Origin of the sequence: Serratia proteamaculans, from assembly GCF_004684015.1 — a bacterium.
Lineage (GTDB): Bacteria > Pseudomonadota > Gammaproteobacteria > Enterobacterales > Enterobacteriaceae > Serratia > Serratia proteamaculans_F.
The window spans coordinates 38,512-62,452 of record NZ_SRIA01000004.1; the positions used below are offsets into that span (position 1 = coordinate 38,512).

The window sequence follows — 23,941 nt, forward strand, 5'->3', positions numbered from 1 at the left end:
TCGTCACAACCCTGCAGGGCGTTTGCCCTGCAATTACTGAATTGAATAACGAAACGATGAGTGAGCCACGATGATGGTAATGACCAACAAAGCTTTTCCTCTGATCGGCGGTGTACTGCTGAGTGTGCTGGGTATACAACAGGCCCAGGCTGCCATCGCGCTGGATCGTACCCGGGTAGTGTTTAACGGTACTGAGAAGTCCGTCAGTTTGAATATCAGCAATGAGAACAAACAGTTGCCTTACCTGGCACAAGGTTGGGTAGAAGATGCGCAGGGCACCAAGATCAACAGTCCACTGACTGTGTTGCCCCCGGTACAGCGGCTAGAGCCGGGGGCCAAGAGCCAGATAAAAGTGCAGGGACTACCGGCGGTGAGCCAACTGGCGCAAGATCGCGAGACGTTGTTCTATTTCAACCTGCGTGAGATCCCTCCTAAAAGTGACAAGCCGAACACTTTGCAATTGGCATTGCAGACACGCATCAAACTGTTCTACCGGCCCAAAGCCATTGCCGTTACTACCGATATGGCGCCGTGGCAGGAACAGATCACTTTGACCCGGCTGGGGAATAAATATCAGGTCAACAATCCCACAGCTTATTATGTGACGCTTGTTGATGGCAGCAGCAGTGTGAAAGGTGAAGGGGCCAAAGGGTTCGAACCCCTGATGGTGGCGCCCAAGGGTAGCAGTACGATCAGCGTTGACGCGGCCGCCCTGGGCAATAATCCGGTACTAACCTACATCAATGACTATGGCGGCCGTCCAAAACTGCAGTTTACCTGTGGCGGTAATCTCTGCAAGGCGACACCGGTTAAAGCACACAGATAAACCAACAAGGAAGAAGGAGCGGAGCATGCAGCAACAGAGCAAGGAAAGTAGGGCAGGTTGCTGGCCATGGCGCGAACGGCAATATGGCATGGCGCGGTTAGTGGTGGCTGTGGGGTTATTGGTGATCGTGCCTGTGAGTCAGGCTTCAAACCTGCGCCCCGTTGATGCTGGCGAGATTGAAGGTGCCAATGGGGTGTTGCAAGTGCACGGGATGTTACTGGAAAGCGCCTGTCGGCTGGAGATGATCTCTGCCTGGCAGACGGTTGATTTAGGCAGTATTGGTTCGGCCCAGCTTCAGCAACCCGGCGCGCAGGGGAAACCAGTCAAGATGGGTTTACAACTGCGGGATTGTTTGCCGGAGCCTGCCAATCTGCAGGATGAACGTAACGGTAATGTATTGTGGAGCCCGGGACAACCGGCGGTGTCAGTGAGCTTTGCGGCCCCCGCTGATATCAATACGCCAGAATTGGTGCAGGTGCAAGGTGCACAGGGGGTGGGGTTAAGGCTGCGTGATCCACAAGGGCGGGGTATTCGCTTGGGCAGCCGCGGTGCTCCCCTGTTTTTGAACCCCGGACAGAACACGGTGATTTACAGTGTGGCAGCAGAGCGTACTCGCGCCCCTCTGCAGGTTGGTGCCTATAACGCCCGGATAGACTTCAGACTCAGTTATGACTAAGGGAGGCGGTATGGCGATTTCGCTACAGCGCTTGTTTGTCCTGGGGGGGGTGCTGCTCATGAGCAGTACAATGGCGCAGGCTGCGTCTGATAATCAGACGTCAATCACGGTCAAGGTGACTATTCTGCATCCACCGCCCTGCAAGATTAATGATAACCGCACCATCACGGTAGATTTTGGCGACGACATTATGATCCCACGTATAGACGGCCGTTATAAAAAACGGCCAATAGAGTATTTGCTGGATTGTACTGACAGAACGTCTAATGCCTTAAAGATGCAAATTGAGGGCACCCTTTCCGGGGTTGATGACCATTCTTTGTTAACCAGCAAAAACGATCTGGGGGTGGCGCTGTCCCGTAATGGGGAGCCGCTCTTCTTGAATACTTGGTTCAACTTCGATCCTGACAATAAACCCAGGTTAGAAGCGGTACTGGTGAAGCGCAGTGGTGCCCGTATTTCTGGTGGGGTATTTTCTGCCGGGGCAACCTTAAAGGTGGACTATCAATGAACAGCAACATCAACCTGACTCTGCTGTTGTTTGCCGGCCTGTTCTTCTGCGGGCGGGGATGGGCGGCAGAGAATTTGGCGTTTCGTGGCACGTTGCAGGAGGCGATACCTTGTGACATCAACCGTGGGGGAGTCATTGACATCAATTTTGGTGAGCGGGTGGGGGTGAAACGGGTCAATGGGGTGAACTACTTGCAGCCGGTGCCTTACACTCTTGATTGCGCCCTGGCGAGTGAGCAGCAGAATGAGTTAGATCTGACGTTGACCGTGATGGGGGAGCCGACCTCGTTTAATGGATCGGCTGTGCAGACCCGGGAAATTGCGGACCTAGGTATCCAGCTCATCCAGAATGGCAAGCCTTTTGAACTGAACAAGCCAATAAAAATAAATCTGAACGATCAGCCAAGGCTGGAGGCGGTACCAGTTCAGCGGCCGGGGGCCCTGTTGAGCGAGGGGGCGTTTGAAGCGACAGCAACACTTATGGCGGCCTATCAGTGAGCGGAGGGATGGCATGCAAAACAAGGGAAATAATTCCCCAGTGGGCAGCAACGTGCCCGGCATCGGAGTAAGGGTGCTGGCATTGGTCGCGATACTGTGGGGGCTTGCCCCTGGAGCACAGGCTGCCGATAACCTGCGTATGCACGGCGCGTTGGTGGCAGAGCCCTGCGTGATCCCGCCAGGGGAAGAAAATCTGGCGCTGGATTTTGGCACGGTGATCGACAAATACCTGTATCTCAATAAGCGTACTCATGGGCAGCGTTTTGCGCTGCATCTGGCGGAATGTGATTTGAGCCTGGGTAGCGCGGTGCGTATTACCTTTAAGGGCACTGAGTCGGTGACTTTGCCAGGGCTGCTGGCGATAAGCCCTGACAGCCACGCGTTTGGTATTGCCATCGGCATGGAAACGGTGAACGGCAAGCCATTACCGCTAAATAAGGCGGGGGCGAAGTTGCCTTTAAGGTCGGGCAGCAACCAGTTGGAGTTTAAAGGCTATGTGCAGGGTGAAGGCTGGGCGCTGGCGAATAAGCTGGTGCAGCGTGGGCCGTTTAACGCGGTGGCTACCTTTAGTCTGGAATATGAGTAAGACGGGGTTATTCGCCCGGTAAGGGATCTTTTATGTGTGCTACACGGACGATATTTTGATCCCTATTCATTCCCGCAAGCAATTGCGGCGCAGTGTTAAGCAATTACACGAGTACACGAGTATTTTTAATTTGGGTGTTTTTTAAACACCAGTGAGTAAAACCCAACTTGGCAGGTTGGAATGATTGACTGACCGGTTGTTTTTTTCCACGTGGGCCACTCTGGCGTCACGGATATTAGAAAACCACCTGCCACTACGAATGCGGTTTACGAACCTTCCTGGGACGTCTATGACAGAACTGAAGTACAAGCGCGGGTGTGAATATTAAGTTACGGTGAATAACATGGCAGAGGGAATATTAAAAATCGAATGACACCATTATATGACCTCAGTGCCAAATTTTTTGAATATACCTGTTTATTTTCCTTGGAGGTTATCTATGCGATATTTTTTACTTTTTATTTTGTCGTTTCCTGCATTATCGGCACCTGTGCCTATTGTCTCTCGTATCCATCAAAATGGCCCCGTGGTAATTGTGTCAAGTGAAGTATTTGACTCACCAGATCCATTTTACTCTGAAATCCCGCCAAGTGGTGTACGGTTTTCACTTGCTGTCTTGCCGAATAGATCTGGGCGACCAGTGCCGCCAGTGTTTTATGATTGTGCTGTATTTTCTGATGGGAAGAGTTCCCGAACCCGTAGTGACTACTTTATGGAGGCTTATAAAAAGTGCGGACCGAGTCGTCCTTACTTTTTCGGTTTTTTTTGCGTCCAATATGCAGTAGGGGATATAGATAATGAGTATGGGAAGGGGGCTATTGGGAAGTGTATGATAGGCAATTCGTCGCCATCTGTTACGGGCTGTAAGTTATTGAATGACGTGATCCTGGACCACGGAACACTGTCCGGCTCGGCGTCCCATGGAAACACTGCTGTTAGCAATCTCATAGTATCTTGCGGTTCGGAAATCACAGTAAAAGTCAATCTCATCAACAGCATTGATGGACGTATATTGTTTCGCGGAGGGGGATTTTCTTTGTTAACGGTAGGTGGCAAACTCTTGGGGACACCTTTAAAACTGACGCCAGGAAGCCAAAGTCTCGCAGTCACCAGTACATTAGCGAATGTGACATCTGATGGGGTCCACCAGGCATCCGGTACGTTGAGAATAACGATACAATAAGCAAAGCAGCCAGGAAAAAATGATACTGCATCCCAGAGTGCACTACTACGCGCAAGCATAAATTAAGTAGCGGTGTTCTCTGGATTACCTATTATTAGTAGTGTTCATGCCCCGCTGCTTTAATTAACATAAGCGACAATGTTCACCATTCTGGATGCCGGTAATAATATTTATAATTATCTGCATTTAACCACAGGGCTGCTCATGCTTCTGAATGGAACAGGGTTTTGACAGGGAGGTGTATTCTGGCTTGCTGCTTTCCTTCAGTGGATTTATTATTGGTATGATATGAAACATATTTAAGTGCATGGGTTTACGGGGGGGTTATGATAAGCAAATTCGGTATTTTTTTATGCTGTTTAGCTGGCGGGTAATATTGATCGCATGTGAACGAACATCGATGTCAGGGCTTAAGCAATGCCCAGGTTTGTCTGGTAAGAACCGCAACGACTAACGCTAAAAGTACTACCTCAATAATCTTAATAATACAGCCCACCGTACCAGGGTGAGCCAAACGCCAGCGATACGTGATAGGGGCTTCCATACACCACCAAAAAACTGCCATAAGGAAGAAAATCATCGCTGTCATCATCATATTACCCGTTCATATAACAGACCTGAAGGTCATATATCCTTGTCTTTCTTGCATTTAGACCGGCGGGTTTGTTTGGGGTCTTGTTTATGTTGTATTGGCCTATGTTTGTGGGCTCGTATTGTTAATTAGTGTTATCGGCTCCTTCAGCCGCATGGCTCATGTCACCCCGCGATTGGTGTCCCTAATAGCCGGAGGGTCGCTAACAACAGTATGGCAAACAAATCGCTGGGCTGCGTAATTGTCGCCGAGTACAGCCAAATATAAGAAGGATACAGCACGAGTGCGCGCTGAGACCGAATAATCGAACTTGTTCGATGGAGAGTCCTATCCCTGAAATGCAAAAAACCCGCCATAGGCGGGTTCTTCTAAATAGGGTGCCGGACTCGGACAACCGGCGTTTACGCCGAGTTGAACAACGCTTTAGCGTTGGCCCGCAGGGTGAGGCCTCTGGCCGAATAATCGAACTTGTTCGATGGAGAGTCCTAATCCCTGAAATGCAAAAACCCAGCCATAGGCTGGGTTCTTTAAATATGGTGCCCGGACTCGGAATCGAACCAAGGACACGGGGATTTTCAATCCCCTGCTCTACCGACTGAGCTATCCGGGCAACGCGCAGCATTAAACCGTATTGGCCGAAGGCAGTCAACGGCTTTATGAATGAAATCAGGTAAAACGCGTCTGGTTGCTGGCTTTTCGGTCAAAGGGCGCAAAAATTGCGCCGGATTGGCCAACATTCTGCGGCGGCGCTACACCGCCGCACACTGAATTAGCTTAACGCCCCGTTTCTGCGGCACTGAGCCACCTGCAAGATGTCTTCTGCCAGCCGCTTGGCCACGGATACGTCCTGTAGCTGGCGTTTTACCAGCAATTTACTCAGGCAACCTTCCTGAATCAGCTCCATCTGTTGTGCCACCATATCGGCGTCGTCGGCATCCATTTCACGCAGTAAATCGCGCGTCAGATCCAGTGACGTCAGCTTTTGTTGCTCCGCCAGTTGGTGGATCGGGTGATCTACTTCCGGAAAGAAGCTGCAGGCAGCGATAAACAGGCAGCCGGGATAGCGATCGTGTTTGACGTATTCTTCCAAAACGTCATAACGTGCCAGCAGCTTTTGTTGCGGGCTCAGGTTTTCGTCCAGCAGTAACTGGCGACGCCAGGTGTCAATTTGCTGGCCATGATAGCGCAGGCAGTCATACAGCAGCGCTTCACGATCCGGCCAGAACCGTTTCAGGTCGCCCGGTTGTACATCGAGCTTATCCGCCAGCATTTCCAATGTGGTGGTCGCCAGGCCCTGTTGTTCCAACAGCCCCAGTGCCGTATCAAGGACGTGTTCACGTTGCACTTGTGCTTCCTCCAAATTCGGTTCCGATCCTCAGTGTTATTTATTGCACCGTATTCTGCAAATGTGCGTTGAACGCCGTGGCATCCATAAATCCGGTAACCCGTTGGTTGGTTAACTCTTGCCCAGAGCCGTTAAAGAACAGAATGGTTGGCAATCCCAGGACTTTCAGGTGCTTAAGGAGCTCGACCTGCTCGCTATTGTTAGCCGTGACATCCGCCTGCAGCAACACCGTGTTGGCAAGCGCTGCCTGAACGCGTGCATCGCTGAAGGTATACTTCTCGAACTCCTTACAGGCGACGCACCAGTCGGCGTACAGATCCAGCATCACCGGCTTCCCCTGTGCCTGCTGTAGCGCCGCATTGAGCTGATCGACATTACTGACACGTGTGAAGTTCAGGTGTTGTACCGCTGCCTGCTGTGCGCTATTGGTGCCAAAGGCCCAGTCTTGCAGTGGTCGCGCAACAATGACGGCAGCCGCCAGCAGCAGCAATTGCAATGCCCGTACCCAGCCGCGGGAAGTCTTCAGGCTCAGTGCGAAGGCCCAGCCGAAGAACGCCAGGCCGAGCAGGCTCCAAAGCCGCAGTCCCCACACATCACCAATCACTCGTTCCAGCAAGAATACCGGCAGCGCCAGGATCACAAAGCCGAAAGCCTCTTTGACATACTGCATCCATGGGCCACTGCGTGGCAACAGACGGTTACCGAACAGGGTCACCAGCACCAGCGGGATGCCCATCCCCAGCGCATACAGATACAAGGTGCCGCCGCCGGCCCACATATTGCCGCTTTGGGCAATGTACAACAGGATGGCGCTGAGCGGCGCGGTGGTACAAGGGGAGCAAATAAGCCCGGCCAAAGCGCCCATCAGGAACACGCCAGGCAGCGAACCGCCTTGTTGAGTGTTGCTCCAGCCTGCCAGCCGGGTTTGCAGCGAAGAAGGTAACTGCAGCGAATACAGACCGAACATCGACAGTGCCAGGGCGATAAACAGCACCGACAGGCCGATGAGCACATACGGATGTTGCAGCGCTGCCTGAAATTGCAAGCCGGCGGCGGCAACCACCAAACCCAGCAAGGTGTAGGTCAGCGCCATGCCCTGCACATAAACCACTGCCAGTGCCAGTATACGGCCGCTGCTGTGCGGCTTTTCACGCCCAAGAATGATGCCGGAAATCAGCGGATACATCGGCAATACGCAGGGGGTGAAAGCAATACCAATGCCAATCAGCAGTGCCCATAGCGGGGAGAATGGCAGGCTGGCCGGCACCGGTTCTTCTGGCGTGCTGACTGGCAGTGCGGCTGTGGCACTCACCGCATCCAGCGGGATCACCCGCGTTTCCGGCGGATAGCAGAATCCTGCTTCGGCGCAGCCCTGATAAGTCACGCTCAGGCTGGCGCCACTGGTGGCCTGCTGCAGTGGGATCGGCAGATTAAGCTGTTGTTTGAAAATAGAGACTTCGCCGAAGAACTCATCCTTGTGGCTCAGCCCGGCCGGCAGCTCAAAGGAGCCTAATGTTGCCTGCTGCGGCACCAGCTTGATTTGCTGGCGATAGAGGTAATAACCGGGGCGAATTTGCCAGTTCAGCGTCAGCTGGTGGTCTTGCTGCTTAAAATCGAAGGCAAACGCCTGATCGACCGGCACGAATGAGTTGCCGCCGTTAGGGGCGAACAGCGATGCCTGAGCCGCCTGTGGCAAAAAAAACAGGCTGCATAGCAGGAATATCAATTTAATGAGGCGTTGATCCATAACAGGTAGTCTTTATCTCCAGCCATCACCGGCAGCACCAGCAGCTCGGGCGTTTGATACGGGTGATGTTGTTTCAGATAGTTGAGCAGGGCATCTTGATAGCGGCGTTCGCTTTTAAACAGCATTTGCACTTCGTACTCCTGTTCCAGTTTCCCTTCCCAGTAGTATAACGATGATGCGCCGGGCAGCAGCGTGACGCAGGCCGCCAGTTTTTCCCCTAAAACCCGGGCAGCCAGGTCTTGAGCCGTGGCTTCATCGGGTGCGGTGCAGAGTATGACGACAGCTTCGCAATCAGACATCTTCAGCCCTCTCATCCAGATTATCAGTGGGCACTATACCTTGAAGGAGGGTCGGCTAGAAGGCGAGTTTATCGCCAGTGGGGGATGGGGAAACCGGGGCCGCAGCCCCGGTGAAGGCATTAGAGCATGACGCTGCCCAGCAGGAAGCCGAACAGCACCGCCAATATCACCCCGATGGTGCCGGGAATAAAGAACGGATGGTTAAACACAAAACGGCCGATACGTGTGGTGCCGGTGTCATCCATCTGTACCGCGGCGACCAGCGTAGGGTAGGTCGGCAGGATGAACAGGCCGGAGACGGCGGCAAAGGACGCGACGGCGGTCAATGGCGAGACGTTCAGCGCCAGCGCCATTGGCATCAGCGCCTTGGCGGTTGCGGCCTGGGAGTACAGCAGTGCCGAGCAGAAGAAGAAGATCACCGCCAGCAGCCACGGGTGTGACTGGATCACGGTACCCGCAGTCTCTTTGATCCAGTCGATATTGGCCTGGACAAAGGTGTCGCCCAACCAGGCCACGCCCAAAATACAGATACAGGCGCTCATACCGGCTTTAAAGGTGCTGGAGTTGAGCACCATATCGGTATCGACTTTGCATAGCAGGGTGGTCAGGGTGGCGACGCTCAGCATGATGATCAAAATCGCGTTGGTGGTGTTCATCAGCGGTTTTGCCACCAGGCCCAGACCCGGGCTGTTGATGATGGCGTAGGCCACCACGCACAGCACACCCAGCAGGAACAGCAGCACCGAGACTTTGGCGCGTGGTTTGATTTCCACGAGCTTGTTGCCGCGCAGGGTAACCAGGCCTTCTTCAAGGCGTTTGAGGTAAACCGGATCGTCAGACAGTTTGGAGTCGAACAACCAGCTTACCAGCAGCGACATCAGCACCACGGCGCAGAAGGTAGAAGGCATGACTACCATCAGCAGGTGCAGGTAGCTGACGCCGTGACCTTCCATCACTGAGGACATGTAGACTACCGCAGCGGAAATCGGCGAGGCGGTGATGGCAATCTGCGCGGATACCACAGCGGTAGACAGCGGGCGGCAAGGCTTGATGCCCTGTTCTTTCGCCACTTCTGCAATCACCGGCAGTGCGGAAAGCGAAATATTACCGGTGCCGGCGAAGATGGTCAGAAAATAGGTGACGATCGGTGCCAGAATGGTGATGTGTTTAGGGTTCTTGCGCAGCAGTTTTTCCGTTTGCTGGACCAGATAGTCCATGCCCCCAGCGACCTGCATCGCTGAGATCGCGGCAATCACCGCCATGATGATGGAGATCACGTCGAACGGAATGCTGCCCGGCTTCACGCCAATCAGCGCCAGGACCAACACCCCCAGCCCTCCTGCAAATCCAATTCCGATACCGCCCAATCTGGCCCCTAAAAAAATGGCCAGCAGAACGATAACCAATTCTACGGCTAACATAATGTCTACTCCTTAAAATAAGATTATTTGAAAATAAAAAGTTAAAATTTTGTGGGCGATGGAAAGTAAAAAGGCACGCTATCCAGGGGACTTAGCGTGCCTTTTTGGGCTACCGGGTGTGTCTGTTATTGTTCATTTTCATCCGTATAGCGTTTGGCTTTATAGGCAGGATGCATCAGGTTCTCTACGGAGAAGATGTCATCGAGCTCGGCTTCGGTCAGCAGACCGCGTTCCAGCACCACTTCGCGTACACTCTTGCCGGTTTCAGCACAGATCTTCCCGACGATGTCGCCATTGTGGTGGCCAATGAACGGGTTCAGATAGGTGACGATACCGATGGAGTTGAACACGTAGTGCTCACACACTTCTTTGTTCGCAGTGATGCCGTTAATGCATTTTTCCAGCAGGTTATAGCAGGCGTTGGTCAGAATGTGAATTGACTCAAACATCGCCTGGCCAATCACCGGCTCCATCACGTTCAACTGCAGTTGGCCTGCTTCGGCCGCCATGGTAACGCAAGTATCGTTGCCAATCACCTTGAAACACACCTGATTGACCACTTCCGGGATCACCGGGTTGACCTTGGCTGGCATGATGGAAGAACCCGCCTGCAGTTCCGGCAGGTTGATCTCGTTCAGACCGGCGCGTGGGCCTGAAGAGAGCAGGCGCAGGTCGTTACAGATTTTGGACAGTTTGACCGCCAAACGTTTCAGTGCGCTGTGTACCATGACGTAGGCACCGCAGTCAGAGGTGGCTTCGATCAAATCTTCGGCCGGCACTACCGGCAGGTTGCTGACTTCGGCCAGTTTCTGTACCGCCAACTGCGAGTAGCCTTCAGGGGTGTTCAGCGCGGTACCGATAGCGGTGGCGCCCAGGTTCACTTCCAGCAGCAGCTCGGCGGTGCGATGCAGGTTGCGGGTTTCTTCTTTCAGCAACACGCTGAATGCATGGAACTCCTGGCCCAGCGTCATTGGCACCGCATCCTGTAACTGGGTACGACCCATTTTCAGGATGGTTTCGAACTCTTTGGCCTTGTGGTCAAAGCCTTCGCGCAGTTGGTTGATGGCGTCGATCAGTTTTTGGTTGGAAGCGTAAACCGCAATACGGAAGCCGGTAGGGTAGGCGTCGTTGGTGGACTGGCATTTATTGAGGTGATCGTTAGGGTTCAGGTATTGGTATTCGCCTTTCTGATGACCCATCAGCTCCAGACCAATATTCGCCAGGACTTCGTTGGTGTTCATGTTCAGCGAAGTGCCTGCACCGCCCTGGAACACGTCCACCGGGAACTGATCCATACATTTGCCTTTATCCAGCACTTCATCACAGGCCTGGATGATGACATCGGCAATTTTGCGTGGGATGGTTTTTAGTTCTTTGTTCGCCAGCGCAGCGGCTTTTTTTACCATCACCATGCCACGGACAAACTCGGGCACGTCACTGATTTTGCTATTACTGATATAAAAATTTTCAATCGCACGCAGAGTGTGAACACCGTAATAGGCTTCTGCGGGGACTTCACGTGTTCCTAACAGGTCTTCTTCGATACGAATGTTATTTGACATGAGAACCTTCTTTGTATTGCTGCCGAATTAATTAATTGTCAGGTAACCAAATTATGTTGCCGAAGGCTTCAGGCGTGAAACGATTAACCACAGTGCCCGTTGCTGCCCAGATCATATGCTGGTTAGTAATAAATGACTGAATCCAGATCACCTTCTGAGCCTTCTAAAATCACGTGTTTCCCGTTCTGTGATCTCATTCACGTTTACTAACTTTAGCAATAAAAAAGGGCCATTGGTTGAAATGAGCCGGGGTTGACCCCATTGTATTTAGGTCGGCCGTTTACCGGCCTTTTTTTCGCGTTGACGCCCCCGTGCGGCAGCGTAGATCTGCCAGAGGAGAACCAGGTGCGCTGGTTACCGTTACTGCTGATATTTCTGTTGGCTTACATAGAGATATCGCTATTTATCAAAGTCGCCGCCGTCATGGGCGTGGCGATCACTCTGCTGTTGGTGGTGTTTACCTCCTGCGTCGGTATTTCGCTGGTGCGTAATCAGGGCATGAAAACTTTCATGCAGATGCAGCAGAAGCTGGCTGCGGGTGAAAGCCCGGCGGCGGAAATGGTGAAGAGTGTTTCATTGGTGTTGGCGGGCTTCCTGCTGCTGGTGCCGGGCTTCTTTACCGATTTCCTCGGCTTGTTGTTATTACTGCCGCCGATACAGAAATCACTGACGCTAAAGTTGATGCCACATCTTTCCGTCTACCGTCCTGGCGGTTGGGGGCCGGGTGGCGATGCCGCCAACGGCAATACCTTTGACGGCGAGTTTCAACGTAAGAACGACGATCGTTACACCCTGGATCACCAGCCTGATGACCACGACAAACCTAACGATAGATAAAAAAACGCGGCTCAGGCCGCGTTTTTTGTATCCGTAGCCCAATATCGCCACCAAAAGCGAAAATTTTTTTGGCTGGCCCCTTGAAGGGGGATGGAATGCCCCCATTTCAAATTCCACGAGGCCGGTAATCACAATCCGGTGACAACCCTAAATCTGATAGAGACCTTCTTACAGGAGAGCGTTCAATGAGTATTCGTCCATTGCATGACCGCGTTATCGTCAAGCGCAAAGAAGTTGAATCAAAATCTGCTGGCGGCATCGTTCTGACTGGCTCTGCAGCGGGTAAATCTACTCGTGGTGAAGTAGTGGCAGTGGGTAAAGGCCGTGTGCTGGAAAACGGTAACGTCCAACCACTGGATGTGAAAATTGGCGATATCGTTATTTTCAACGACGGTTACGGCGTGAAAGCAGAGAAGATCGACAATGAAGAAGTGTTGATCATGTCCGAAAGCGACATTCTGGCAATTGTTGAAGCGTAATAACGCTTTATCTTCTGAACTGAACGAGTTGAAGGGAAATACCAATGGCAGCTAAAGACGTAAAATTCGGCAATGACGCTCGCGTGAAAATGCTCCGCGGTGTGAATGTTCTCGCTGATGCAGTAAAAGTGACTCTGGGCCCGAAAGGCCGTAACGTAGTGCTGGATAAATCCTTCGGCGCTCCTACCATCACTAAAGATGGCGTATCTGTTGCTCGTGAGATCGAACTGGAAGACAAGTTCGAAAACATGGGTGCGCAAATGGTGAAAGAAGTTGCCTCTAAAGCGAACGACGCTGCGGGCGACGGTACCACCACTGCAACCGTACTGGCTCAATCCATCATCACCGAAGGCCTGAAAGCAGTAGCCGCCGGCATGAACCCGATGGATCTGAAGCGCGGTATCGACAAAGCGGTTATCGCCGCTGTTGAAGAACTGAAAAAACTGTCCGTACCTTGCTCTGACTCCAAAGCCATCGCTCAGGTTGGTACCATCTCTGCAAACTCCGACGAAACCGTGGGTAAACTGATTGCAGAAGCAATGGAGAAAGTGGGCAAAGAAGGCGTTATCACCGTTGAAGAAGGCACTGGCCTGCAAGACGAGCTGGACGTTGTTGAAGGGATGCAGTTCGACCGCGGTTACCTGTCTCCGTACTTCATCAACAAACCAGAAACCGGTTCTATCGAGCTGGAAAGCCCGTTCATCCTGCTGGCTGACAAAAAAATCTCCAACATCCGTGAAATGCTGCCAGTACTGGAAGCCGTGGCGAAAGCCGGCAAACCACTGCTGATCATTGCTGAAGATGTTGAAGGCGAAGCGCTGGCTACCCTGGTGGTTAACACCATGCGCGGCATCGTGAAAGTGGCTGCGGTTAAAGCACCTGGTTTCGGCGACCGTCGTAAAGCCATGCTGCAGGACATCGCTACCCTGACTGGCGGTACCGTTATCTCTGAAGAGATCGGCCTGGAGCTGGAAAAAACTACCCTGGAAGATCTGGGTACGGCTAAACGTATCGTGATCAACAAAGACACCACTATCATCATCGATGGCAATGGTGACGAACCTGCGATTCAGGGCCGAGTGTCCCAAATTCGTCAGCAGATCGAAGAAGCAACTTCTGATTACGACCGTGAAAAACTGCAAGAGCGCGTAGCTAAACTGGCTGGCGGCGTTGCGGTAATCAAAGTCGGTGCAGCTACCGAAGTTGAAATGAAAGAGAAGAAAGCTCGCGTTGAAGATGCTCTGCACGCAACCCGTGCTGCAGTAGAAGAAGGTGTAGTGGCTGGTGGTGGTGTTGCACTGATCCGTGCAGCGTCCAAACTGAGCGAACTGCGTGGCGTGAACGAAGATCAGAACGTGGGTATCAAAGTTGCGCTGCGCGCAATGGAATCACCACTGCGTCAGATCGTTCTGAACTGCGGCGAAGAGCCATCTGTTGTTGCCAACACCGTGAAAGCGGGCGAAGGTAACTACGGTTACAACGCAGCAACTGAAGAATACGGCGACATGATCGCGATGGGTATCCTGGATCCAACCAAAGTAACCCGTTCTGCTCTGCAGTACGCGGCTTCTGTGGCTGGCCTGATGATCACCACCGAGTGCATGGTAACCGACCTGCCAAAAGGCGACGCACCTGATTTAGGTGGCGCTGGCGGTATGGGTGGCATGGGCGGCATGGGCGGCATGATGTAATCATCCCCCACACGTTTGTGTGCTAAGAACCCCGGTCAATTGGCCGGGGTTTTTTTATGCTCTGTGGGATCAGTCCTCCGCAGGTGCAGTGGCTTTTTGCTGGCTATTGAAGAACAGGAATGCCGGATGCTCACTTTCGTGGGTGCCCAGGGCCGCCTCTATGCCGTAATTGGTGGTGGCACAGAAAGATATCTCATTGGCACCTCTGGCCCATGCAGCCTTGACTACGTTGGTAATATCTTCCGAGTTGCGATAGCCTCTATACGCGTCCACCCAAGAGCGCGAAACCTGTTTTCCACCGCAGAAGGGAGCATTACGCTGGGTCAAGGTCTCCTCATCCCAGCCAGTGCTGGTTTCATAGAAGCGGATCATGTGGCTTGAGTTACTGGTGGGGTTACTGCTGAAGAAACGCAGGACGATGCTCTGGTAAGGATCCCCATCCAGCTCTTTTTCGTCGGGCAATTTGAATTTGAAATAGGCCGTTTTGCGTATTTCTGGTGAGTCGTTGGTGCCATACTGGGTCAACATGTTGGGTTCGCTGCCGTAGTTGGTATTGGCAAACTCACCGCCGAGCGTATAGCTGTCGGCGATCGCCGGTTCATAAGCACTGGGCAGATTCTTATTGCATAGAACAGCGCTATTCAGACAGTGACCGGTGACATATTTGAGTGTTTCTTCCCGCCAACCATTAAAGAAATCAGCGTGCGCCGTATACAGGCTACCCCATTTGGGTTCGACCCGTCCCCCGGTGATGGTGGGGTTCATCGACAATCGCAGGGTGGATAATTTTGTCCAGTTAGGAAGCACATAGGCAATATTCATCTGCAGCAGCGGAATTTTGACCGGGTAGTCAGCTGGACAAACACCGTCGACATCATAGACCGCATTACGTGGCCCATGGTGTGGGGGCGCCAGATGTTTACCGTCCCAGCAGTTAGGGAAGGAAAACGCCAAATTAAATTGCGTACGGCCATCACCATAGGTTGGGCAGGTTTCCAGCGGATCACGGGTGTAATGGCCACCCTCATCGGTTTTACAAAAGTAGAGGACGCCTTGTTTGGCACTGCTGCTTTCGTGTTCCCCCACCATTAACTGCAAGCCTTTGGGGAAAGCGACCACCGGGTAGCGGGTATCAGCATTACGGTAGTAGGTTTTCATATGATCAGGTTTAATGATTTCACCGGTGGTGGTATTCAACAGCTGTGGGGCCCAGTAGGCGGAGCCATCCGCCATCGACGTGCAGGTGTTATCCGGTGTGGCCATCAGTGAATCGACCGTGCTATAGGCATTCGCCTCTTTGTTACCAAAGAAATCGTGCACCATGGATTCCCCTGGGCGACCAAATGCCATCATCGGGTCATCCGGCAAGGTATGGGACAATAGGCATTCAACATTGAATTGCCCCATGCCCTTTTCTGCGGTACCGCCTTCGGCATAAGCAGTTCCGCTGAGTGCCAGCAGCACGCAACTGGAAAGCAGAAGCATTCCTTTGTTTTTTTGTCTGTTCATATTAAGAATATCCCTCGATGACGTGTCCATAAAACAGAATGAAAAAGTGGATGGATCCTCGGCGTCAAGGTGGCACAAAATTGAGGTCGGGTAGCCTCAAATTCGATGAATATAAGGTTTTTTAAGTTATGGGATTCTTATTCACCCTGAAGATCTCATTATCGGGATGACCTGATATCGAAAGTTATACTTGGTCGAATGGGGGATAGACGTGGGCTGCTGGGGACTTACGTGCTTAGTCGCACTGTATTTGATGATATTTTTGCAGACCAGGCTGATTTAGCTGGTAAACTGATCTTTCATCAGCTGTCACTCAAGACGTTGGCCAGGCATCAGTGGCAACGGATGCTTAAGAGATGGCATCGCTTTTTGATAAGCTTTTGCGGAATTCTCAATATCATATGGGGAACAAGATGCGGATTAAAGCCTTACTGGGTCTTTCGGCAGCCGTGCTGCTGGCAGGTTGCAGCAGCACCAATGAACTGTCCGCCGCAGGTCAGCAGGTTAAATTTACCGACACCAAACCGGCTGCGGAATGCCAGCTGGTGGGTGAAGTGACTGGCACCCAGAGCAACTGGTTGTCCGGTAACGGTGGTGAAGGTAGCTCCATGCGCGGCGCGGCAAACGATCTGCGTAACAAGGCAGCGGCGATGGGCGGCAATGTCATTTATGGTGCTACCAGTCCAAGTCAGAACCTGCTTTCAAGCTTTGCCCCACTGGACAGCAAAATGGCTGGCCAGGTTTATAAGTGCCCGTAATGGCGCCATAAACTGCAAATAATATAAAAAAGAGGCATGCTCAGGCATGCCTCTTTTTGTATCGGCAATAGACCGGCCGGTCAGTTTTGCATCAGATGCAGATCCAGAGGGGTTTTGCTTGGTTTACCGCCGACCTCGCGGGTCAAACGTGGCACCATATAGCCGGAGATTTTGCCTAGCAGCGCCTGCATGATGGTTCGAGCTTCTTCGTCGCTCACCATAAAGTGTGCGGCCCCCTGCACCTTATCGAGTACGTGGATGTAGTAAGGCAGAATACCTGCGTCAAACAGCGCGTTGCTCAGCGCCGCCAGTGTATCGGCATCGTCATTGATACCACGCAGCAGCACGCTTTGATTGAGCAGGGTGACGCCAGCCAAACGCAGTTGCGCCATGCTGGCCTGCAGTTCGCGGTCAATCTCATTGGCATGGTTGATGTGCGTGACCATCAGTACTTGCAGGCGAGATGCCGACAGCCGTTGGCACAGCTCCGGCGTAATTCGCGCTGGGATCACGACCGGCAAGCGGGTGTGAATACGCAGGCGTTTTAGATGCTCAATGGCTTCCAGTTCACTGATTAGCCAGTCCAGCTCGTGGTCTTTGGCCATCAGCGGATCGCCACCCGAGAAAATAATCTCATCGAGTTCCGGGTGTTGGCGGATATAATCCAACGCCTGACGCCAGTTGGCCTTATTGCCCTGGTTGTCCTGATACGGAAAATGGCGGCGGAAGCAGTAGCGGCAGTTGACCGCACAGCCGCCCTTAACCAGCAGCAAAGCACGATTACGGTATTTATGCAGCAGCCCCGGCACTACGCTGCGCTGTTCATCCAGCGGATCGGTGGTGAAGCCAGGTGCATTGATGAATTCTTCGCTGGCAGTCAGTACCTGGCGCAGCAGCGGGTCATTGGCATCGCCAGGCTGCATACGGGCTACGAAAGAGCGGGGGACGCGCAGCGCAAACAACTTGCGTGCTTCACGGCCCTGTGGCAATTCCGGATGCGTATTCAGTGATAAAAGCTGCAGTAATTCATCGGGATCGGTAATAACATCGGCGAGTTGATGCAACCAATCTTCTCTATATGCCGTATTTTGGGTTATAATGTGTGCCATTTTTTTGGCTAAGCTACCAGTTTAATAAATATTCAGAGGGCCATCATGGCGACTTATTCTAGCAACGATTTCCGTCCGGGTCTTAAAATCATGTTCGAGGGCGAGCCTTACGCGATCGAATCCAGTGAGTTCGTTAAGCCGGGCAAGGGCCAGGCGTTTGCGCGCGTTAAAATGCGTCGCCTGCTGACCGGCAGCCGTGTAGAGAAAACCTTTAAATCTACAGACTCTTGCGAAGGCGCAGACGTTGTAGATACCAACATGAACTACCTGTACAACGACGGTGAGTTCTACCACTTCATGCACCCTGAGACTTTCGAGCAGCACGGTGTTGAAGAAAAAACCGTCTCTGACGCGGCAAAATGGCTGCAAGATAACGCAGAATGTATCGTTACTCTGTGGGACGGTCGTCCTATCGCAGTTCAGCCGCCGAACTTCATCGAAGCTGAAATCACTGATACCGATCCAGGCCTGAAAGGCGATACTGCTGGTACTGGCGGCAAGCCTGCTACCCTGAGCACCGGCGCCGTGGTTAAAGTGCCATTGTTCGTACAGATTGGCGAAGTTGTTCGTGTCGACACCCGCTCTGGCGAATACGTTTCACGCGTAAAATAAGTTTCAATACAAAGGAGCCCAGCGTGGCTCCTTTGTTTTATCCCTTCCCGCATATAGTTGGCAGAATCTGCATGATGAAGAAAACTCTGTTGGCCGTTGTCTCCCTGTTGTTACTGATGTCCCTTAGCGGTTGTAATACGTTCCGCGGCTTTGGTGAAGACGTTCAGCACCTTGGCGGCGCTATCTCGCGTACGGCCAGTTAGTAAGTATCAAATGCACTAATGTATTAGTGCGAAATAAGACCATTCTAAACAGCAACTCTCGCTGATATTTACTAAGCTTAGAAAGCCGTACTTTTTCATCACTGACAAATAAGGGCTTTCATATGCTGAAGAAAAGTATTATCGCGATTTTCTCTTTGATGTTCTTGGCCTCATTGACCGCATGCAATACCACTCAAGGCGTGGGCGAAGATATTCAGGCTGGTGGCAAGGCCATCCAGCGTAGCGCGCAATAACCTGCATTTCAGACTCTGGTGGTATTTCTCTTGGAGATACCACCGAATCGACAAACCTGCTTGCCTGCCCGTTCACGGGCCTGATATCCTGCCGCCAGGCGGCTAGCCTGGCCTACTACTCATCATCAAGCTGAACGGGACGACCCGTTTACGCCTCATTGTTCGGGGACGACCCCATCGTTATGGAGGCCGTCTCATGGCCTGGATTATTTTGCTTATTGCTGGTTTGCTCGAAGTGGTATGGGCAATCGGTTTGAAATACACCCACGGTTTTACCCGTCTGACCCCCAGCCTTATCACTATTGCCGCTATGGTGGTCAGTATGCTGTTGCTGGCGCATGCGATGAAAACGCTGCCCGCCGGCACGGCCTACGCGGTATGGACCGGTATTGGTGCGGTAGGTGCAGCAATCATGGGAATGGTGTTACTGGGCGAATCAACCAATATCGCGCGTATTCTCAGCCTGTGCCTGATTGTCGTCGGCATACTGGGGCTGAAATTCAGCAGCCATTGAGAGAAGGAAAAGGCGGCCAACGGAAGTGGCCGCCAGAAGAGGTTTACAAGGTCACTACGCCGATCACGGTCACTACGCTGAGGATGGCAGCCAAACCGTAGAAGACCCATTTGCCGGCCGGCACATGGATTTTCAAATCGTGCATCGCATGGTGGATACGGTGCAGACCGCACCACAGCGGCAGGATAATCATCAGCAGCAGGAACAGGCGGCCAATCAGGCTCTGGCAGAAGGCCAGTACGCGGTCATAGCCCAGTGCATCACCTGGGAATAACCCCAGCGGCAGCAGAATACCGACCAACAGCACTATGGCGGGGGCAATGATGGCTCCCCACATGCCACCGGCGCCGAATAATCCCCAGAAAACCGGTTCGTCTGAGCGTTTAGGTGCAAGATTCATCATGTTTCCTCCGGATTACATCAAGGCCACGGCCAGAATGACCACGCTGGCAACTACGGTCACTGCCCACAGCGTTTTCACTATTGGGCCCGGGCCCATTTTCTCACTGTTGACCACAATGTTGGCGGCTTTCGGCGCCAAATCGAACCAGGTCTTGGTATGCAGCAGCGCGGCCAGCAGAGCGACGACGTTAATCAGCAGTACCAGTGGGTTTTGCAGAAAACCGACGAAACCTGCCCAGCTATCTACCCCGCCTTTTAGCGCAAAGACACCGTAGATCAGCAGGATACTGAACCATACTGCTGGCACCGAGGTGCTTTCGCGCAGCATATAGAAACGGTAGAAGCCGAGCTTTTGCCACCAGGTCGGCGTCATGGTGCGCACATAGGGCTTACGTTGTGTTGTCATTGCTGTTTATCTCCCTTATTGCGGCTTCAGCATGGCGATCATGAAGTCTTTGGCACTTTCCACTTTGCCCTGCTGGATGGCAGCGGCCGGGTCGACGTGTTTCGGACAAACTTCAGAGCAGTAGCCGACAAAGGTACAGCTCCAGACGCCGTTTTCACCGTTGAGCTGCGCCATACGCTGTTTCTGGCCGTGATCGCGGTTATCCAGGTTATAGCGGTGTGCCAGAGTGATCGCCGCCGGGCCGATAAACTCTGGGTTCAGGCCGAACTGGGGACAAGCGGCATAACACAGGCCGCAGTTGATGCAGCCCGAGAACTGGTGATACTTGGCCATCTGCGCTGGAGTCTGCACGTTAGGGCCATCTTCCGGTTTGCGGTTATTGCCGATGATGTAAGGCTTAATCGCCTCCAGACTTTCGATAAAGTGGGTCATATCGACCACCAGATCGCGCTCAATCGGGAAATTGCCCAGCGCTTCTACCTTCATACCGCCGGTGTACTCGCGCAGGAAAGTTTTACAGGCCAGCTTTGGCACCCGGTTGACCATCATGCCGCACGAGCCGCAGATCGCCATACGGCATGACCAGCGGTAGGAAAGGTCGGGTGCCAGGTTATCCTTGATGTAGCCCAGGGCGTCGAGCAACGAGGTTTGCTCATCATAAGGCACCGCGAAGGTCTCGAAATGCGGCTCAGAGTCGCGTTCCGGGTTATAGCGCATGACCTCGATTTTCAGGGTGTTCATCTCAGCCATTTGCCTGCTCCTTATCCTTTTTATCCTGCGCTTCGGCTTCAGCACCGTACACACGTTTGGCCGGTGGCAGTTTGGTGATCTTCACGTCGCTGTATTCCAGGCGTGGTGCGCCGTTCGGGTTATGGAACGCCAGGGTATGCTTGAGGAAATTCACGTCGTCACGTTCGGTACAGCCTTCGTCCAGACGCTGGTGGGCACCGCGGGATTCTTTACGGTTGAGAGCGGAATGCGCCATGCATTCGGCCACGTCCAGCCCGTACCCCAGCTCGATGGTGTACAGCAGATCGGTATTGAATACGCTGGAGCTGTCGGTAATTTTGACGCGCTTGAAGCGTTCTTTCAGCTCGGCCAGTTTATCGACGGTTTTCTGCATCAATTCAGGGGTACGGTAGATACCGCAGCCTTCTTCCATCGACATGCCCATCTCGTCGCGGATTTTGGCCCAGTTCTCGTTGCCTTCCTGCTTCATCAGGTTGCTCAAGCGGGTTTCGACGTCGCGCCCTTGTGCATCCAGGGCGCTGCCGTTAGCCGGGTTGCTTTCCAGCGCGCGGCGAGCGGCTTGCTCACCGGCCACCCGGCCGAAGACCACCAGTTCCGCCAGCGAATTGGAACCCAGGCGGTTAGCCCCGTGCAGGCCAACGGAGGAACATTCACCGACGGCAAACAGCCCTTTAATACGGGTTTCACAGTTTTGATCGGTTTCAATGCCGCCCATGGTGTAGTGCGCAGTCGGACGCACCGGGATCGGCTCTTTCACCGGATCGACGCCGACATAGGCCTTGGCCAGTTCGCAGATGAACGGCAGACGTTCCAGCAGTTTCTTTTCACCCAGGTGGCGCAGATCGAGATAAACCACGTCACCGCGTGGGGTAGGAACGGTGCGGCCGGCACGCCATTCATGCCAGAAAGCCTGCGAAACCTTGTCACGCGGGCCCAGTTCCATGTATTTGTTCTTCGGCTCGCCCAGCGGGGTTTCCGGCCCCATGCCGTAGTCCTGCAGGTAGCGGTAGCCGTCTTTGTTGACCAGAATACCGCCTTCGCCACGGCAGCCTTCGGTCATCAGGATACCGGAGCCCGGCAGGCCGGTAGGGTGATATTGGACGAACTCCATATCACGCAGTGGTACGCCATGGTGGAATGCCATGCCCATGCCATCACCGGTGACGATACCGCCGTTGGTGTTGTAGCGGTACACGCGCCCGGCACCGCCGGTAGCCATGACCACCGCATTGGCGCGGATCTGCACGCGGGTGCCTTCCATCATGTTCATCGCCACCAGGCCGCGGGCCTGGCCGTCATCCACCAGAATATCCAGCACAAAGTGCTCGTCGAAGCGCTGGATTTGCGGGTATTTGAGCGAGGTCTGGAACAGGGTGTGCAGCATGTGGAAGCCGGTCTTGTCGGCGGCGAACCAGGTGCGTTCAATCTTCATGCCGCCGAAGCGACGTACGTTGACTGAACCGTCCTCTTTACGGCTCCATGGGCAACCCCACTGTTCAAGCTGGGTCATTTCGCGTGGACAGTTGTGGACGAAATGGTCGACCACGTCCTGTTCACACAGCCAATCGCCACCGGCAACGGTGTCGTTGAAGTGGTAGTCGAAGCTATCGTGATCCTGAGTGACGGCGGCGGAGCCTCCTTCAGCGGCTACCGTATGGCTGCGCATCGGGTAAACTTTTGAGATTAGCGCGATTTTCAGTTGGGGGTTGGCTTCCGCTGCGGCTATTGCTGCACGTAAACCAGCACCCCCGGCCCCAATAATGGCAAGATCGGCGTTAAAGGTTTGCACTGCATTCCTCCAATATTCTTGTTAAGAACGGCAAATTAAATATCTATGCTTAATATTTATAAAAAAACTTCGGGTGCTAACTAACTGAGTTTATTGTCGTTGCATTAATACTAAGGATAGATATCTCCCACCAATAATGTGGAATTAACTATACCTAAAGTTAAGTAGAAGAAATTTGATGTGATCGATTGTTTTGCCTTTTAAGCGCTGGCCGGGAGGATAATTTACCGCAGGCAGGATTTAACGTTTATTCACCTTTTATTAACCTTATGACTAACTATTTATCAGGTAATGTCGCGGTTAAAAGTCCTGGGCCTGTTAAGAATTTGTTTGCATGCCGGGATACGAGTAGACTGCATCCCCTGTTTGATTTCGGAGTAATTACCATGAGCGAAACGGCAAGCTGGCAGCCAAGTGCACCCATCGCCAATTTGTTGAAGCGCGCAGCGATCCTGACTGAGATCCGGCGTTTCTTCGCCGATCGTGGCGTATTGGAAGTTGAGACGCCAACCATGAGCCAGGCGACGGTCACCGATATCCACCTGTTCCCGTTCCAGACGCGTTTCGTCGGGCCCGGCGCAGCGGATGGCCTGACGCTGTACATGATGACCAGCCCGGAATACCACATGAAGCGGTTGCTGGCGGCGGGTAGTGGCCCGATCTATCAAATGGGGCGCAGCTTCCGTAATGAAGAAGCCGGCCGTCACCACAACCCGGAATTCACCATGCTGGAGTGGTACCGCCCGCACTACGACATGTACCGGCTGATGAATGAGGTGGACGATCTGCTGCAGCAGGTGCTGGATTGCGACAGCGCGGAAACCCTGTCCTATCAGCAGGCTTTCCTGCGCCATCTGGATATCGATCCACTTTCAGCAGAGAAAGCACAACTGCGTGAAGCGGCGGCCAAGCTGGATCTGAGCAACATTGCCGATACGGAAGAAGATCGCGATACGCTGTTGCAGTTGCTGTTCACCGTCGGCGTGGAGCCGCACATTGGCCGTGACAAACCGGCGTTCGTTTATCACTTCCCGGCCAGCCAGGCATCGTTGGCGGAGATCAGTACCGAGGATCACCGGGTGGCGGAGCGTTTCGAGGTCTACTTCAAAGGCATTGAGCTGGCGAATGGCTTCCGTGAACTGACTGACAGTCGCGAACAAGGGCAGCGTTTTGCTCAGGACAACCGCAAGCGCGCGGAACGTGGTTTGCCACAGCATCCGATTGATAACAACCTGCTGGATGCTTTGCAGCACGGTATGCCTGAATGCTCTGGCGTGGCGTTAGGGGTTGACCGCTTGGTGATGCTGGCGCTGGGTGCCGAGAGCCTGAGTGAAGTGCTGGCCTTCCCGGTAGACCGCGCATAACTATTGACGCGGCACTATC

At 53.1% G+C, this 23,941-nt stretch carries 25 protein-coding genes and 1 tRNA gene; 14 read left to right on the forward strand and 12 right to left on the reverse strand.

Features of this window, described 5'->3' with window-relative positions; translation table 11 throughout:
- Positions 1 to 79 precede the first annotated feature (79 nt).
- The 5 genes from E5C26_RS01690 (at position 80) to E5C26_RS01710 (ending at position 3,096) form a co-directional block, all read left to right on the forward strand.
- The gene (locus E5C26_RS01690) at positions 80 to 826 is read left to right on the forward strand and encodes a fimbria/pilus periplasmic chaperone (protein WP_312847923.1); all 747 of its coding nucleotides are present in this window, start codon (positions 80 to 82) and stop codon (positions 824 to 826) included.
- 25 nt (positions 827 to 851) lie between these two features.
- The gene (locus tag E5C26_RS01695; RefSeq protein WP_167796593.1) at positions 852 to 1,502 is read left to right on the forward strand and encodes a fimbrial protein; all 651 of its coding nucleotides are present in this window, start codon (positions 852 to 854) and stop codon (positions 1,500 to 1,502) included.
- 10 nt (positions 1,503 to 1,512) lie between these two features.
- Positions 1,513 to 2,013, forward strand: a complete 501-nt coding sequence (locus tag E5C26_RS01700; RefSeq protein ID WP_167796594.1) for a fimbrial protein — start codon at positions 1,513 to 1,515, stop codon at positions 2,011 to 2,013.
- Complete coding sequence (locus E5C26_RS01705; protein ID WP_135314804.1) at positions 2,010 to 2,510, forward strand: fimbrial protein; 501 nt, start codon at positions 2,010 to 2,012, stop codon at positions 2,508 to 2,510. Before E5C26_RS01700 ends, E5C26_RS01705 begins: the two co-directional genes overlap by 4 nt.
- Before the next feature lie 139 nt (positions 2,511 to 2,649).
- Positions 2,650 to 3,096: a fimbrial protein gene (locus tag E5C26_RS01710; protein ID WP_240775894.1), complete on the forward strand. Its 447-nt coding sequence runs from the start codon at positions 2,650 to 2,652 to the stop codon at positions 3,094 to 3,096.
- Between the two features lie 2,309 nt (positions 3,097 to 5,405).
- Here the strand turns inward: E5C26_RS01710 and E5C26_RS01715 are convergent.
- From E5C26_RS01715 to aspA, 6 genes are all read right to left on the reverse strand, one after another.
- Positions 5,406 to 5,481, reverse strand: a tRNA-Phe gene (locus E5C26_RS01715).
- A 159-nt stretch (positions 5,482 to 5,640) separates the two neighbouring features.
- Entirely contained in the window at positions 5,641 to 6,216 is a 576-nt protein-coding gene (dicD, locus tag E5C26_RS01720) for a division control transcriptional repressor DicD (protein WP_135314806.1), read from the reverse strand.
- 40 nt (positions 6,217 to 6,256) lie between these two features.
- Positions 6,257 to 7,963, reverse strand: a complete 1,707-nt coding sequence (locus tag E5C26_RS01725) for a protein-disulfide reductase DsbD (RefSeq protein ID WP_135314807.1) — start codon at positions 7,961 to 7,963, stop codon at positions 6,257 to 6,259.
- Entirely contained in the window at positions 7,939 to 8,262 is a 324-nt protein-coding gene (gene cutA / locus E5C26_RS01730) for a divalent cation tolerance protein CutA (RefSeq protein ID WP_135314808.1), read from the reverse strand. Before cutA ends, E5C26_RS01725 begins: the two co-directional genes overlap by 25 nt.
- Positions 8,263 to 8,381: 119 nt before the next feature.
- A complete protein-coding gene (locus E5C26_RS01735; RefSeq protein ID WP_135314809.1) occupies positions 8,382 to 9,683 on the reverse strand; it encodes an anaerobic C4-dicarboxylate transporter in 1,302 nt (433 codons plus the stop codon).
- Positions 9,684 to 9,808: 125 nt separating this feature from the next.
- Positions 9,809 to 11,245: an aspartate ammonia-lyase gene (aspA, locus tag E5C26_RS01740; protein WP_017891347.1), complete on the reverse strand. Its 1,437-nt coding sequence runs from the start codon at positions 11,243 to 11,245 to the stop codon at positions 9,809 to 9,811.
- A gap of 345 nt (positions 11,246 to 11,590) precedes the next feature.
- Here aspA and E5C26_RS01745 point away from each other — a divergent pair, with 345 nt between their 5' ends.
- From E5C26_RS01745 to groL, 3 genes are all read left to right on the forward strand, one after another.
- The gene (locus tag E5C26_RS01745; RefSeq protein WP_135314810.1) at positions 11,591 to 12,082 is read left to right on the forward strand and encodes an FxsA family protein; all 492 of its coding nucleotides are present in this window, start codon (positions 11,591 to 11,593) and stop codon (positions 12,080 to 12,082) included.
- A gap of 185 nt (positions 12,083 to 12,267) precedes the next feature.
- Positions 12,268 to 12,561: a co-chaperone GroES gene (locus tag E5C26_RS01750; protein WP_135314811.1), complete on the forward strand. Its 294-nt coding sequence runs from the start codon at positions 12,268 to 12,270 to the stop codon at positions 12,559 to 12,561.
- 44 nt (positions 12,562 to 12,605) lie between these two features.
- Entirely contained in the window at positions 12,606 to 14,252 is a 1,647-nt protein-coding gene (gene groL / locus E5C26_RS01755; protein ID WP_135314812.1) for a chaperonin GroEL, read from the forward strand.
- A gap of 69 nt (positions 14,253 to 14,321) precedes the next feature.
- Here groL and E5C26_RS01760 read toward each other — a convergent pair whose 3' ends face one another.
- Positions 14,322 to 15,761, reverse strand: coding sequence for a DUF1996 domain-containing protein (locus E5C26_RS01760; protein WP_240775891.1), 1,440 nt, complete (start codon positions 15,759 to 15,761; stop codon positions 14,322 to 14,324).
- Between the two features lie 413 nt (positions 15,762 to 16,174).
- Between E5C26_RS01760 and E5C26_RS01765 the strand changes: the two genes are divergently transcribed.
- Entirely contained in the window at positions 16,175 to 16,519 is a 345-nt protein-coding gene (locus E5C26_RS01765) for a DUF4156 domain-containing protein (protein ID WP_012004874.1), read from the forward strand.
- Between the two features lie 80 nt (positions 16,520 to 16,599).
- Here the strand turns inward: E5C26_RS01765 and epmB are convergent, their stop codons facing one another.
- On the reverse strand, positions 16,600 to 17,628 hold the full coding sequence (gene epmB, locus E5C26_RS01770) for an EF-P beta-lysylation protein EpmB (RefSeq protein ID WP_135314813.1): 1,029 nt from the start codon (positions 17,626 to 17,628) through the stop codon (positions 16,600 to 16,602).
- Between the two features lie 45 nt (positions 17,629 to 17,673).
- Here epmB and efp point away from each other — a divergent pair, with 45 nt between their 5' ends.
- From efp to sugE, 4 genes are all read left to right on the forward strand, one after another.
- Entirely contained in the window at positions 17,674 to 18,240 is a 567-nt protein-coding gene (gene efp, locus E5C26_RS01775; protein ID WP_004952647.1) for an elongation factor P, read from the forward strand.
- A gap of 71 nt (positions 18,241 to 18,311) precedes the next feature.
- Positions 18,312 to 18,443, forward strand: a complete 132-nt coding sequence (locus tag E5C26_RS01780; RefSeq protein ID WP_071844607.1) for an entericidin A/B family lipoprotein — start codon at positions 18,312 to 18,314, stop codon at positions 18,441 to 18,443.
- A gap of 122 nt (positions 18,444 to 18,565) precedes the next feature.
- Positions 18,566 to 18,697 carry an entericidin A/B family lipoprotein gene (locus E5C26_RS01785; protein ID WP_135314814.1) on the forward strand — a complete coding sequence of 44 codons (132 nt, stop codon included), beginning with the start codon at positions 18,566 to 18,568 and terminating at the stop codon, positions 18,695 to 18,697.
- Positions 18,698 to 18,893: 196 nt separating this feature from the next.
- The gene (sugE, locus tag E5C26_RS01790; protein WP_017891350.1) at positions 18,894 to 19,211 is read left to right on the forward strand and encodes a quaternary ammonium compound efflux SMR transporter SugE; all 318 of its coding nucleotides are present in this window, start codon (positions 18,894 to 18,896) and stop codon (positions 19,209 to 19,211) included.
- 43 nt (positions 19,212 to 19,254) lie between these two features.
- Here the strand turns inward: sugE and frdD are convergent, their stop codons facing one another.
- Genes frdD through frdA form a run of 4 tightly spaced genes read right to left on the reverse strand, consistent with a single transcriptional unit; the run spans position 19,255 to position 22,558 of the window.
- Positions 19,255 to 19,614, reverse strand: a complete 360-nt coding sequence (gene frdD, locus E5C26_RS01795) for a fumarate reductase subunit FrdD (RefSeq protein WP_135314815.1) — start codon at positions 19,612 to 19,614, stop codon at positions 19,255 to 19,257.
- 12 nt (positions 19,615 to 19,626) lie between these two features.
- Complete coding sequence (frdC, locus tag E5C26_RS01800; protein WP_135314816.1) at positions 19,627 to 20,019, reverse strand: fumarate reductase subunit FrdC; 393 nt, start codon at positions 20,017 to 20,019, stop codon at positions 19,627 to 19,629.
- Between the two features lie 15 nt (positions 20,020 to 20,034).
- A complete protein-coding gene (locus E5C26_RS01805; RefSeq protein ID WP_085119384.1) occupies positions 20,035 to 20,769 on the reverse strand; it encodes a succinate dehydrogenase/fumarate reductase iron-sulfur subunit in 735 nt (244 codons plus the stop codon).
- On the reverse strand, positions 20,762 to 22,558 hold the full coding sequence (gene frdA, locus E5C26_RS01810) for a fumarate reductase (quinol) flavoprotein subunit (protein WP_135314817.1): 1,797 nt from the start codon (positions 22,556 to 22,558) through the stop codon (positions 20,762 to 20,764). The genes E5C26_RS01805 and frdA overlap by 8 nt, the downstream gene beginning before the upstream one ends.
- Positions 22,559 to 22,944: 386 nt before the next feature.
- Here frdA and epmA point away from each other — a divergent pair, with 386 nt between their 5' ends.
- The gene (epmA, locus tag E5C26_RS01815; RefSeq protein ID WP_012004883.1) at positions 22,945 to 23,922 is read left to right on the forward strand and encodes an elongation factor P--(R)-beta-lysine ligase; all 978 of its coding nucleotides are present in this window, start codon (positions 22,945 to 22,947) and stop codon (positions 23,920 to 23,922) included.
- The last annotated feature ends 19 nt before the right edge of the window (positions 23,923 to 23,941 follow it).